This window comes from Gordonia marina, assembly GCF_052036135.1.
In the GTDB taxonomy this organism is placed as follows: domain Bacteria; phylum Actinomycetota; class Actinomycetes; order Mycobacteriales; family Mycobacteriaceae; genus Gordonia.
This window is the reverse complement of the sequence record NZ_JBPSDN010000002.1, coordinates 75,724-88,744: the sequence shown is the minus strand read 5'-3', so window position 1 is coordinate 88,744 and position 13,021 is coordinate 75,724. Positions and strand designations below refer to the sequence as shown.

Genomic DNA, 13,021 nt, shown 5'->3' with positions numbered 1-13,021 from the left:
GACCGGGGATCAGCCCATCGTGAACGGACGACCGGTGTACGTGACGATGCCCTTCACCGAGTCTGTGTTTACGGTCACCGAAATGACCGGTCGCGCGGAGGCATAGCCGGCGCACGATTCGACGCGGAACGCCTCCTGGCCGTAAACGACGCCGCCGTTCCCGCCGGCGAAGCTGTACGAACTGACCGCGTCGTCGTCATCGTCGGTGTCGTTGATCAGCCACACGCGCTTGACCTGTCCCGGGCCGAGGGTGACCTTTCCACGAAGGGAGGAATCCGAACCCGGGCTCGTGATGGACGGACCCGAGCTGTCAAGCGTGCCACCGATCCGGGGCGTGTCGACATCCACGCCACCGAAGTTCACCTGGCAACCCACGTCGTAGCCGACCTTGATCGAGCCGCCCTCAGCGGCACCACCGACGGTGACGCGCACCTTGCCCGAAACCCAGACCTCGCGGGACGACGGGACGTTGGTCACTGCCCGCTGAACCGCCGCATGCTGATCGAAGAGCTTGATGGTGACCGGGGTGCCGTCGACCAACTTCTTGGTCGCGGTGCCGCCGGGCACGGGGGTCGCCGATGCGGATCCGACGCTCATGCTGGACAGTCCGACCACGGCCGCGGCACCAACCGCTGCGGCACCGACCAGACGCTTGTTGAACTTGTTCATTGTCTTCCTTTACGCAAGTGTGAGATCTGACGACGGACGGTTCAGCCGAGGCTGAACGGGCGGCCGTAGAGGGTGGTCTTGAGGAAGGTGCCGGTACCGGTCACCACGTCGTCGTCATTGTTGATCGCGTAGCCCTTGGCGCCCTCGACGACCGCAGCCGTACGCGCCGATGCGTAGCCTCCGCACTGGTTGATCGCGACCGAGTAGCCGGACAGCTGAATCGAGGCCTTGCCATCGGTCTTGATCGACTTGTCGGTGATCTTCGCGATCGCGACTTCGCCCGGCTTGAGCGGAAGGCTCAGCCCGGTCGACGCATTCAGCGCATTCAGCGAGATCGCCGCACTGAAGTCGAGCGTCACACCGCTGACGTCCACCTGGCAGCCCGCGATGAGGTACAAAGTCTCCGTGCCGTTGATCCCCCCGCCGAGGTCCGCCGTGTAGGTACCGGACAGCAGGGCGCCGCGAGACGCCGGGTTGTTGGCCACCGTGCCGATCACACGAGCGCTTTCACCCTTGCGAGTGATCTTGGCGCTCTCGCCGTCGAGGCCCCTGGTTACCTTGGAGCCGTTCGGCAGGGCCGAGGCCTCGCCCGCACCGGACAGGATGCCTGCGGCACCGACTGCGGCGATCGCACCGGCGATCACGCTATTGCGCATTAGGTTCTTGCGCATATCTGATTCTCCTCGTTCGGGGAAAGTGTCTACTGAGAAGCGCCCCCGGGTAAGAGTTCCCTGAGTGACACCCGTCGCGAGAACGGTAACCGATGCGAGGCACCCGCCGCCATCGGATCAACGAGGCACTTTGTTACTTCCAGGTATCAGACGATGAACGGCGCATTGCGTGCGATTTGCGGTCATATTGCGTTTTATTTATAGGCCCTGGCCAGGCGCTACTCGTAGTGAGGGGGCCGGTTTTGGTCGAACCAGTGACGATCGCGCGCAGTGTGAGGAGTATCACCATCCTTGGTGACCTGATCCGGAAGCAGATCCCCAAAAATCTCTTCGAGCCGTCGCTTGCGGCGCCACTCAGGTTCGTCCAAGGAATAGTCCCTGGGTGCGTCAGAATTCACTGATCTGATCGATGATGTAGTGCGACAGCGGAATCAGGGTGGCCATCCCGTCGCGAACGGCGGCGCGCGAGTTGGCGAGGTTCACCACGAGGGTCTGGCCGGAGATCCCCGCCATGCCGCGGGACAGGCCGCCGTCGGTGGCGCCGGCCGACAGCCCGGACGCCCGCAGCGCCTCCTCGATACCGCGCAGCCGACGATCGAGCAGCGGTTCGGTGGCCTCCGGGGTCACGTCGCGGGCACGCACGCCCACGCCGCCGACCGAGACCACCAGGTCCACGCCGCCGATCACCGCGGTGTTCAGCGCGTTGCGGATCTCCACCTCGTCCTCGGAGACCGTCACCGTCGCATCGACGTGGTACTCGCCCTCTTCGAGGAGCTCACACATCAGCGGGCCGAGCCGGCCGGCATCGCCCTCGTCGTCGACCACGACGACCAGCGCGCGGAGTAGCGCCTCGGCCGGAATACCGTCGTCGGCCAGCGCTGCGGCGTCGGCCTCGATCTCGTCGATGTCGGGTGCGTCGATCATGGTCATCTCCTCGCAGGTGTCAGGACGATCCGAGTTTCACCGTAGCCGTCTGCTGACGGCCCCGGTCGGTGTAGGTGATCTTCACCGTGTCACCGGGCGCATGCGACCGGATCGAAGCCACCAGCGCCTCCGACGACGGGATCTTGCGGTCGTCGACGGCGGTGATCAACGCGCCCTCCGGGATACCGGCCTGTGCGGCGGAACCACCGCGGACGACGCTGGCGACCAGCGCGCCCGGCTGGGTCGCGTCGGCGCTGGGACGCACGTTGACGCCGAGGCTGGCGCGCGTCACCTTCTCCCCCTTGATCAACTGGTTGGCCACGCGCATCGCCTGGTCGATCGGGATGGCGAAGCCGAGACCGATGGAGCCGGAGGAGCCCTCCGACGCGCCCAGCGTGGCGATCGCCGTGTTGATACCGATCAGTGCACCGGAGGCGTTGACCAGCGCACCACCGGAGTTGCCCGGGTTGATGGCGGCGTCGGTCTGGATCGCATCGATCACCGACTCGGTGGAACCGTCGGCGCCCGAGGTGGACACCGGCCGGTTGAGCGCGCTGATGATACCGGTGGTCACCGTGCCCTCCAGGCCGAGTGGCGAGCCGATCGCGATGACGTCCTGACCGACCGACAGGTTGTCGGACGTGCCGATGGGAATCGGGGTGAGGCCGGTCTTCTCGGTCTTGATGACGGCGATGTCCGACGTCGGGTCGGTGCCGATCACGCGGGCTTTGGACACGGTGCCGTCGCTGAAGCTGACCAGCACCTCCTGCGCGGGGGTGCTGCCGCCCGCCGAGACCACGTGGTTGTTGGTCAGGATGGTGCCGTCGGAGTTGAGGACGACGCCGGAACCCGAGCCCGATTCGCGGCCCACCGTCACCAGGATGGACACCACGGCAGGCAGGGTCCGCGCGGCGACGTCCTGCACGGAACCCGGCTTGGCCGGGGGCTGCGTGGTGACGCGGGCACTCGGCGACCCGGCCGCGACGACGTCGGTGGAGCTCGAGGAGGTCGAGTCCCGGGTCGCCACGACGCCGATGACGCCGCCGACCACACCGGCGACCAACGCCAGGATCGCGATCAACGCGATCCACAGCGGGCCGCGGCCACGGCCGCCGCCGTTCGACGACGGCCCGCCCGTGCCCGGTGGTGCGGGCGGCGGCCCGGCGGGCGGCTGCGCGACGCCGAAAGCGCCGGTGCCGTAGGGCTCCTGGCCGTAAGGGCTGCTGGTGCCCTGAGTGCCTGGGCCATAGGTGCCCGGGCCGTACGGGAGGGTGGGCTGCGGGCCGGTCATGGGCGGCGGGGGCGCGGCCGCTCCGGGAACGTTCTCGTAGGGGGTGAACGGCCTCGACTCGGCGTGACCGTCATGCAGGTCCGCTCGAGAATCGGGTGCATAGGGATTCGGATCATGCGGCGTCTGCGCGTCGCTGGGTCCCCGGTCTGTCATGCGCACCACCCTAAGACACTTTCCTGTGAGGTAGCTCGGTGGTTCCTGTCATCGGACTCCGTGTCGTGGGTTGGGCTTCGACACGCTCTACGCCTGGCGGTGGTTCCTGAGCGAAGTCGAAGGGCTTGACCGGCTCAACCAGCCGGCGGTGGCCCGGTGGGCTCCTGGGACTGGTGGGCGATTCGACTCGCCACCTCGCCCTATCGGGCTCGGCAGCGGCTCAACGGGCTGGTGATGGGCTCGGCGGCGGCTCAACGGGCTGGTGATGGGCTCCGCGGCGGCTCAACGGGCTGGTGATGGGCTCGGCGGTAACCGCAGCGGCATGACAAGGTACTACCGCGGGACCAGCACAGGGTCGGGTTCGGTGTGGATGGGCAGGCCGGGGAAGGTCATGCGGATCAGGGCGCCGCCCTGTTCGGACTGCTCCGCCCGCACCCGGCCACCGAGGCGCTCCACCACCTGCCGCACGATCGCCAGGCCCAGGCCGGAACCCGGCATGGACCGGGTCGACGCCGCTCGGTAGAAGCGCTCGAACACCAGCTCGCGGTCCTCCGGCGGGATGCCCGGACCCGCGTCGGCGACGGTCAGTTCGGCGGTCTCCGGGCCGGTCTGACGCAGCCGGACCTGCACCGCGCGGCCGGGCGGACTCCACTTCGCGGCGTTGTCGAGCACGTTCAGCACCGCCCGGGAGAGCCCGCTGACCTCGCCGAAGACGAACCACGACTGGGTCGACACCTCGAAGTCGACGTCGGTGCGGCGTCGTCGTACCCGGACCAGGCATTCGTCGATGATCTCCTCGAGGTCGCACTCCTCGAAGACCGCGTCGTGGGAGTCCTCGCGGGCCAGGTCGACCAGGTCGCCCACCAGCGTCGACAACTCCTCGATCTGGGCGACGACATCCGAGCGCAGCTCGATCATGTCGGCGGCGGGCACCGGCGGCGCGCCCGGTTCGGACGCGGCGATCAGCAGTTCCAGGTTGGTGCGCAGCGAGGTGAGCGGCGTCTTGAGTTCGTGGCCGGCGTCGGCGACCAGCCGCGCCTGTTTGTCCCGCGACTCCGCCACCGCGGCCAGCATCGCGTTGAACGCCTCGGTGAGACGGGCCAGCTCGTCGCGCCCGACCACCGGCATCGGCCGTAGATCCTGCGTTCGCGCGACCCGTTCGGCGGCCTCGGTGAGCCGGGCCACGGGTCTCAATCCGCCGCGAGCGACGACGGTGCCGGCCACCACCGCGAAGACGACACCGATCCCGCCGGCCACGAACAGCACCGAGGCGAGTCGCCGCAGGATGGCGTCGGTGTGGTCCAGACTCTGGGCCAGCACCAGCGTGGTGCCGTCGGACAGCTTGCGGGCGAGCACCCGGTAGTTGCCGACCGTGCGCAGGCTCTGGTTGAGCTTGCCGGGCGGATTGGTCGAGGCGGCGATCTTGCGTTCAGCCTCCTCGAAGGGGACGTCGCCCACCCCGTACGCATGCCCGTCCGGCTGCACCAGCGCGATGGTGATGTTGGTGGAGAAGACGGTGCCGGCGAGCAGTCTCTTAGGGTCGGCCGCGAGTTGTCCGGTGGTGGCCAGCGCCGTCATCCCGTCGGCGCGCGCGGTGAGCTGGGTGTCCACGTCCTGATACAGCGCGCGGTAGACGAAGACGTAGGTGGCCCCGGCCATCAGCATCGCGCTGAGCGCCACGACGGCCGCCGCGAGCAGCGCGACGCGGCTGCGGAGCGACACCGAGCGGGTCAGCGGCAGCGGGTCGCGCATGGTGCGCTTGGCCGCGTGCGCGCGGCGGGTCAGGCCGCGCCCGAAGGGACCCACGAGCTACGGCGCGTTCTCGCGGAGCACGTAGCCGACGCCGCGGACGGTGTGGATGAGGCGCGACTCGCCGTCGGCCTCGGTCTTGCGGCGCAGGTAGCCGATGTATACCTCCAGCGCGTTCCCCGAGGTCGGGAAGTCGTAGCCCCAGACCTCCTCCAGGATCCGGCTGCGGGTGAGCACGCGGCGCGGATTGCTCATCAGCATCTCCAGCAGCGCGAACTCGGTGCGGGTGAGGCTGATCTGCCGTTCACCGCGGGTCACCTCGCGGGTCACCGGATCGAGGGTCAGGTCCTCGAAGCTGATGGCCTCGGAGTCCAGGTCGTCGTCGCGGGTGGTGCGCCGGGACAGGGCCCGCAGCCGCGCGAGCAGTTCTTCCATGGCGAAGGGTTTGGGCAGGTAGTCGTCGGCGCCGGCGTCCAGGCCGCTCACCCGCTCGGACACCGAGTCGCGCGCGGTCAGCACCAGGATCGGCAGGTCGTCGCCGGCCGAACGGAGCCGGCGGCACACCTCGAGTCCGTCCAGGCGCGGCATCATCACATCGAGCACCATCAGGTCGGGCCGATCGGCCACCACCTTCTCCAGTGCCTCCAGCCCGTCGCCGGCCGTCTCCACGGTGTAGCCGTTGAAGGTCAGGGAGCGGCGCAGCGACTCCCGGACGGCACGATCGTCGTCGACCACAAGAATCCGCATGGCTACTAGTCTTAACCCTCCCAGGTAAGAAGGCGCTGAGCGCCGCGCCGGGAAAGCGCCTTCCACGGCGGCGCGGCCTCCGGACCGCATTCCGGTCCGGCATGCCGGCGCCCGCCGGACCGGTATCCGGCGGTCGCGAGATTTCTGGACCAGAAACCGGTTTCGGCGAATCTACCTGCGCGTATTCGCCTCAGCGACGCCCGCGGCGCCGCGCCGCGCCGGATGATCATGTGAGCCGGTACGCGATACCGCACAGAACGGGAGCGACGATGGTGTTGACAAGGAACCGCGATGTCACGGTGCGCGGGATCTCGTGGCGCGTGGCGTGGCTCGCGGCACTGACGGTTCCGGCCTGGTGCGGAACCGGGCTCACGACGCAGGCGATCGCCGGGCTGATCGGGTTCGCGATCGTCGCCGTGTGCTCGGTCTTCTACGGCACCTGGTCGTTCGACGGTGAAGCCCGGCGCAAGCGGCTGGACGCGGACAGCGCCGCCCGGGCCCGGTAGCCGCCGGCCTCGGTGGACCCGGGCAGGGTCACTCCGGCGCGGTCGGTTCCTCTTCGGCTTCCAGCGGCTCATCCGGATCGGTGAACGAATCGTCGGTCTCGGTGTCGCGGACGGCGGCCTCGGCCTGCTCGCGCGCCTGCGCCAGCTCGGCGTCGTGCATGCGCTCGTTGCGCCCCTTCATGCCGAACATACGGGTCACTCTCCTTCGGTCAGCGTTTGCGGCGGCCCGCGGCCGAGAGCATGTCGGAGACCTCCGTGAACTTCACCCGCGGGCGCCGCTGCTGCCGCCCATTCTCCCGCTCCCGGCGGTCGATCGCCCGGATACCGCGGTATCCGACGACGGCCCGCTTCCGGCGGCGCAGCAGGGCGTCGAACGCCTCCGGCTCCGACGTCGGCCGCACGATTCCGCCGTTCACCACGTCGTCGATGAACCTCTCGACCGTCGCGGTCGCCTGCAGTTTGTTCGCACCGATGCCGCCGGTGGAACCGCGGCCGGCCCAGCCGAGGACGTAGGTGCCCGGCAGCGGCTCGCCGTCGGCACCGATCACCCGTCCGTCGACGTTCGGGAAGTAGCCGGCATCGGCGTCGAACGGCAGGCCGCCGATCGGCGCCGACCGGTAGCCGATGGAGCGCACCAGCAGGTCGGCCGCGATCGGATGTTCGCGCTCGCCGGTCCGCACCGTCACCGTCTCGAGGTGGCCGTCGCCGTCGGTCCGCACCGGGGAGGTGTGGAAGAGGAAGACGATGCGCCGGTTCTCCGGGTCCGCCGGCCGGTCCAGTTCGGGCAGCGGCCCGTCGGCGTCGTCGTGCACGACCACCTCCACGCCCGGGATCACCGACAGCGCGCGGTATTCGGCAGCGGTGTAGGCCGCGGACTCCTGGCCGCGGCGGCCGAGCACGACCACCTCGTGGATGTTCTGTTCCCGAAGCAGCGCCAGGGCGCGGTCGGCGATGTCGGTGCGGGCCAGCAGTTCCGGCGGCGACACCAGGATGCGGGCGACGTCGAGCGCCACGTTGCCGGTGCCGACGATCACGGCGCGGCCGGTGCCGTGCGCCGGGATCCGGGGGTCGGGCGCGCCCGGCACCGCGTTGTACCAGGCCACCAGATCGGTCGCCGAGGTCGATCCGGGCAGATCCTCCCCCTCGATCCCGAGGCGGCGGCTCTGGGATGCGCCGACCGCGTAGAAGACGGCGTCGAAGTGCTCGGCCAGTTCGGCGGGCGTGATCTGGCCGGCCTCGACGTCGTCCCCGACCTCCACGTTGGTCGCCATGGTCACCTTCGGATCCCGGTAGAGGATGTCGAAGGTGCGCATCACGTCCTTGGTGCTCGGGTGATCCGGCGCCACCCCGGCGCGGACCAGGCCACCCGGTGTGGGCAGCCGGTCGATCACCGTGACGTGCGCGCGAGTCCGGTTCAGGAGGGTCCGCAGGGCGTAGCCGCCGGACGGACCGGTGCCGACCACGGCCACGCGCAGGCCGTCCGGCAGCCGCGGCAGGTCCGGATAGACCACATCGCTCCACCCGGACGAGATGTGCGGGTTGTTCGCGTAGTAGTCGGCGTTGATCTCGGCGAAGATCCGGTCGCGCGGGCCGAGCTTGTCGGCCGGGAAGATCGCGTTCACCGGGCACGCGTCGGCGCACGCACCGCAGTCGATGCAGGCCTGCGGGTCGACGTGCAGGATGTCGGAGGTACCGAAGCCGCGTTCCTCGGGCGTCGGATGGATGCAGTTCACCGGGCAGACGGCGACGCACGCGGCGTCGCTGCAGCACGACTGCGTGATGACGAAGACCATCGTCGCTCCGTTACAGCATGTGGGCGGCGCGGTAGTACCGCATCGCCGGCTTGGTGAGCAGTCCGACCTCATCGAGGAACTCCATGAGGTGCGCACAGCTGCTGCGGATCATCGAATGGAAGTGCGCGTTGGCGCCGGCCTCGGCGACGGCGCGGTCGGCGTCGAGCCCGGCGTCGGCGTAGGCCTGCGGCTGGATCAGATTGGTGACGATCATGTACGCGCCGAGGGCGACGTAGAGCGCACTGAACTGGCGGCGGAACCGGCTGATGCCCTGCACCGACTCGCGCACCTCTTCGCGCGCGAACTTCATGTGACGCGACTCTTCGAGGACGTGGATCTCGTTCACGGTCCGGATGAACGGGAGGACGCGATCGTCGCGCATGCAGCCGCGCTGGAAGACGTCGAGCACCTCCTCGGCCACCAGGATCCCGGCGTAGGCGACCTCGTTCTTGGCCGTCGCCTTGAAGAACTTGCCGAGCCGTCCGACCGTGCGCCCCGGCCGGTACGACCGGCCCACCATCTTCTCCGATGCCTTGGCGAACATGATCGAGTGACGGCACTCGTCAGCGATCTCGGTGAGCGCGAACTGGAACTCCGGCGAGTGATACTGGCCCAGGTACTGGTCGCGGACGACCATCTCCTGAAGGATCATCTCGAACCAGATACCGATGCACATGATCGACGCGAACTCGTGCCGGGTCAGCGAGATCCGCTGCTCCTCGGACATCTCGTTCCAGTAGTCGGTGCCGTAGAGCGAACTCCACTCCGGGCTGCAGCCGTACTTGTCCGGGTCCATCGGCAGCGACCAGTCGATCTCGGTCATCGCGTTGCGGGACAGCCGGGCGGCCGAGGCCAGCAGTCGTTCCGAGACCTCGTTCGGTCCGTCATCCTGCAGGCTGGTGAGAACGTCGTTGTTCACGGTGACAGTCATGTCGTCCACCTCCATTGGGGACGTCGTGTGCGCGAGCCCGTCGTGTGACGGACTTCATTGTTACAACATCTATTGTCACGTTATCACCGGGTTGCGCCCGGGTCGAGGCGTCTGGAACCGTTACTGATCAGTAAGTTTTGCGGAGGGACACGCCCTGCGCGCGGGACGAGTGGAGGAACTCATGTCATCGATCTTCATCTCCGGAGGTGCCGCCGGCATCGGTCTGGCGACGGCCAAGCGCTTCGCCGGCGAGGGCTGGACCGTGGGGATCTACGACGTCAGCGACGACGCCCTCGCCGCTGCGAAGGCGGAGAACCCGGACTTCATCACCGGCAAGCTCGACGTCCGCGAGCCGCAGCAGTGGGCCGACGCGCTGGCCGATTTCACCTCGCACACCGACGGCCGTCTCGACGTCCTCGACAACAACGCCGGAATCCTGATCTCCGGCGACCTGGCCGACATCACCCCCGAGGCGATCAAGGCACAGATCGACATCGACGCCCTCGGCGTCGCCCTCGGCGCGCAGGCCGCCCACCCCTACCTCAAGGCGACCCCCGGCGCGCACCTGGTGAACATCGCGTCGGCCTCGGCGATCTACGGCCAGCCCGGCATCGCCGTCTACAGCGCCACCAAGTTCTTCGTCGGCGGCCTCACCGAGGCGCTGGAACTGGAATGGCAGCACGACGACATCCGCGCCGTCTCGATCTGGCCGCTCTGGGCCAAGACCGCGCTCGCCGACACCGACGCGAAGTCGACGCAGACCCTCGGCGTGCGGCTCACCCCCGAGGACGTCGCCGAGAAGGTGTGGGAGTCGGTGCACCCGAACCGCGTCGACCTGCTGACCCGTCGCACCAGCTACTCGGTCGGCGCCCAGACCACGTTCCTCGGCAACGCCTCCAAGTTCCTCCCGAACAGCGCCGTCCGCCTGGTCAACAAGGTGCTGTCGCAGTAAGTCGCCGTTTTCGGGAGGGGCGTTTCGACACGTCTCCTCACGGAGTTCACATTGAGCTCCGTCGAAATGTTCGTCGACGGCGGGGCGGGCTGCGGCAGGTCACCGACAGCCCCCCCCGCCGTCGAGGCGAGCAGGCTGCGACAGCCCGTTGAGCCGTCGAGGCGCTAGCCGAGACGTGTCGAAACGACCTTCCCGGCGCTAGCCGCCGTTGAAGGCGGGGCGGTACGACCGGCAGGGCTCACCGCGCAACGATTCGCACGGCGGGGTGGGCCCGCCGGCCCGCTGGCCCGGAATCACCGGGAGCACCAGCGTCGAACCGCCCGCGCCCAGTTGCAGCGTGTCGATCACCCGGCCGCCGGTCGCCGGGGTGTCGAAGCGCCACGACGTCTTGTCGCCGCCGGGCGCGGTGATCGTGACGCGGATCCTCGACCCCGCGCGGAAGGTGTGGGCGATCGGATTCAGCGAGATCCGCATGGTCTGGACCCCCGACATCGGTGTCGGGGTGAGCCAGTCGCGGCGCGGATCCAGCGCCGTCGCCTGCGCGTTGGTCTGACGCAGCGAGGCCCGCAGCACCCCGGTGGTCACCAGGATCTCGGTGCCGTCCGGCCGCACCTCCGACACGGTCGCCTGCAGATCGGTGTCGGGCGCACTGCTCGACAGCTTCAGATCCAGGCTCGCCGGGCCGACCGCCATCAGGTCGTGAGGCTGGGCACCGGTCACGAATCCGACGCCGGCCCGGCCGGGGATCGGCGCCCAGTCGTACTTCGCCGAGGCCGACCACGGCTCGGTCGAGGCGCCCGAGACGTTCATCGTCCCGGCCGGGCGCGCCTTCGGATCGGGCCGGAAGGCGACGGTCGACGCGGCGCCGGGCGCGCCGGTCAGCGCGCCGCGGGCGTCGAGCGTCCAGCGCTGGCCGTCACCGGCCGCCGGGACCGGCCACGCGCTGAAGCCCCGCGACCACGGGGACGACAGATTGCCCGGGATCGGGGTGCCGGACCCGTTGTCGAAGAACACCTGCACGCGCGGGTCCCGCTCGAAGGCCCGCTTGGCCTGCGCGAGCGTGGTGGCTTCCGGGTGCCGGGCCGTCACCAGCGGCCGTCCCGGAGAGTTGGTCACCGCCCCGTAGATCACCGGCATCAGCCCGGTGAGTGCGTCGTTCTGCGTCGGTGCCGTCCGGTCGACGAAGATGCGCAGGAACTCGTACCACGGGCCGAGGAACTGCGGCCCGATCGAGTCGAGGTGGGCACCGTTCATCATCCGCACCCACACGTTCTTGTTGCCGTTGAACTTGTCGATGATCGACGTCCACTGCGGTCCGGTCTGCTCGTCCTGCAGGGCGCCGACCAGGTACACCGGCACGTTCACTTTCGGCGCCCAGTACGACGGCGACCGGTGGTCGAGCAGCGCCCGGTTGCGGGTCGGGTTCTCCTCGATCAGCTGCTTGATCTGCTGGGTCTGTAGCCGCAGCTTCTGGTTGGCCTTGCAGTGCTGGTCACCCCGGCGGACCAGTTCGATCGCGTACGGCTGGGCGCCCTTCTCCGGCGCCGGGCGCGCCTCGGCCTGCCGGTCGGACAGCCAGGAGTTCGCGAAACCGGTGTTGAAGATGCCCCCGGGGAAACCGGTCGAGTAGAGGTCGTCGGTGAGGCTCATCGGGGCGATCGCGGCCAGGCTCGGCGGCCGTGTGCCGGCGACGGAGATCTGCGAGATGCCGGAGAACGAGATGCCGACCATGCCGACCTTGTGGTGCTTCACCCAGGACTGCGCGCCGACGGTCTCGACGATGTCGTAGCCGTCGTAGATGGTCGGGTAGTCGAACAGGTCGAAGGCGCCACCGGAGCAGCCCGAGCCGCGCATCTGGACATTGACCGAGGCGAAACCGGCGACCGGCGCCACCTCGTTGCCCAGCAGCGTGCCGGTGGCCGGGGCCATCGGATCGGGCATGTGGGCGAGGCCGCCGAGCGCGCCGAGAAGGAAGTCGTCGGGCGCCGCGTGCTGGTAGCCGGAGTATTCGATCACGGTCGGGAACGGGCCGTCGGCCATGGTCTTGCCGATCGGCAGCCGGACGGTGACGGCCAGTTCGACGCCGTCGCGCATGCGCACGTAGTTCAGTCCGGGCCGCAGATGCTGGCCGGTGTAGAGCGAGCGGTTCGGCGGCGCCTCGTCGCGCACGGCGAAGGTGTTGCCGGTGGCGCCGTTCACCACGAAGCGATAGCCGCCGCCGGCCGGCAGATCGCGCACCAGGAAGGAGCCGAGGCGGTCGACCGTTCCGCTGCCGACCGTCGCCCCGGCGCCGTTGAGGAGCCGGACCTGCGCGCCCGGCCGGGCGTCGAGCAGATACGCCTGGTAGACGCTGCCGTGGCCGCTTCCGACGCGCGGCGCGGCGGTCGCGGGCGACTGACCGAGCCCGGCGAGCACGAGTACGGCCGCCAGGACGGCGGTCCAGATCGAACGGCGCATGGATTCCCCAACCCTGATTCGTCTTCACCCTCGGCGAGGGCGATCTCTGTCACATCTGAGGGGTGAGAGTAACAGATTCAATACAGATTCGTATTGAGCGATCGTGATTTCGGTACATCTTCGTATCGTGAGGGCCGGACCGCCACGGCGGAGAAACGACGAAGCCGCGATCCCCCGG

At 69.0% G+C, this 13,021-nt stretch carries 12 protein-coding genes; 2 read left to right on the top strand and 10 right to left on the bottom strand.

Translation table 11 applies throughout. The features are described 5' to 3' along the window. Positions 1-9 precede the first annotated feature (9 nt). The 6 genes from ACSEEN_RS01360 to ACSEEN_RS01335 form a co-directional block, all read right to left on the bottom strand. Positions 10-669, bottom strand: coding sequence for an MspA family porin (locus ACSEEN_RS01360; RefSeq protein ID WP_440712064.1), 660 nt, complete (start codon positions 667-669; stop codon positions 10-12). A gap of 41 nt (positions 670-710) precedes the next feature. Further along, entirely contained in the window at positions 711-1,313 is a 603-nt protein-coding gene (locus ACSEEN_RS01355; protein ID WP_440712063.1) for an MspA family porin, read from the bottom strand. 414 nt (positions 1,314-1,727) lie between these two features. Beyond that, positions 1,728-2,264: a MogA/MoaB family molybdenum cofactor biosynthesis protein gene (locus tag ACSEEN_RS01350; protein WP_440712062.1), complete on the bottom strand. Its 537-nt coding sequence runs from the start codon at positions 2,262-2,264 to the stop codon at positions 1,728-1,730. A gap of 19 nt (positions 2,265-2,283) precedes the next feature. After that, positions 2,284-3,708, bottom strand: coding sequence for a S1C family serine protease (locus ACSEEN_RS01345; RefSeq protein ID WP_371307456.1), 1,425 nt, complete (start codon positions 3,706-3,708; stop codon positions 2,284-2,286). A gap of 333 nt (positions 3,709-4,041) precedes the next feature. After that, positions 4,042-5,460, bottom strand: a complete 1,419-nt coding sequence (locus tag ACSEEN_RS01340) for a HAMP domain-containing sensor histidine kinase (RefSeq protein ID WP_247867921.1) — start codon at positions 5,458-5,460, stop codon at positions 4,042-4,044. Between the two features lie 57 nt (positions 5,461-5,517). After that, a complete protein-coding gene (locus ACSEEN_RS01335) occupies positions 5,518-6,204 on the bottom strand; it encodes a response regulator transcription factor (protein ID WP_298446589.1) in 687 nt (228 codons plus the stop codon). Positions 6,205-6,473: 269 nt separating this feature from the next. Here ACSEEN_RS01335 and ACSEEN_RS01330 point away from each other — a divergent pair, with 269 nt between their 5' ends. Beyond that, positions 6,474-6,710 carry a hypothetical protein gene (locus tag ACSEEN_RS01330; protein WP_440712061.1) on the top strand — a complete coding sequence of 79 codons (237 nt, stop codon included), beginning with the start codon at positions 6,474-6,476 and terminating at the stop codon, positions 6,708-6,710. Between the two features lie 28 nt (positions 6,711-6,738). On the opposite strand, the gene ACSEEN_RS01325 is transcribed toward ACSEEN_RS01330, so the two are convergent. The 3 genes from ACSEEN_RS01325 to ACSEEN_RS01315 are packed head-to-tail and all read right to left on the bottom strand — an operon-like array spanning position 6,739 to position 9,434. Next, on the bottom strand, positions 6,739-6,900 hold the full coding sequence (locus tag ACSEEN_RS01325; RefSeq protein WP_298446587.1) for a hypothetical protein: 162 nt from the start codon (positions 6,898-6,900) through the stop codon (positions 6,739-6,741). Positions 6,901-6,919: 19 nt separating this feature from the next. Next, positions 6,920-8,503, bottom strand: coding sequence for an FAD-dependent oxidoreductase (locus tag ACSEEN_RS01320; protein WP_440712060.1), 1,584 nt, complete (start codon positions 8,501-8,503; stop codon positions 6,920-6,922). Between the two features lie 10 nt (positions 8,504-8,513). Continuing rightward, a complete protein-coding gene (locus ACSEEN_RS01315; RefSeq protein ID WP_247866497.1) occupies positions 8,514-9,434 on the bottom strand; it encodes an AurF N-oxygenase family protein in 921 nt (306 codons plus the stop codon). 181 nt (positions 9,435-9,615) lie between these two features. On the opposite strand from ACSEEN_RS01315, the gene ACSEEN_RS01310 reads away from it, so the two are divergent. Beyond that, positions 9,616-10,386, top strand: coding sequence for an SDR family oxidoreductase (locus ACSEEN_RS01310; protein ID WP_440712059.1), 771 nt, complete (start codon positions 9,616-9,618; stop codon positions 10,384-10,386). Positions 10,387-10,584: 198 nt separating this feature from the next. Here the strand turns inward: ACSEEN_RS01310 and ACSEEN_RS01305 are convergent, their stop codons facing one another. Continuing rightward, the gene (locus ACSEEN_RS01305; protein ID WP_247866495.1) at positions 10,585-12,843 is read right to left on the bottom strand and encodes a CocE/NonD family hydrolase; all 2,259 of its coding nucleotides are present in this window, start codon (positions 12,841-12,843) and stop codon (positions 10,585-10,587) included. Positions 12,844-13,021: the final 178 nt, after the last annotated feature.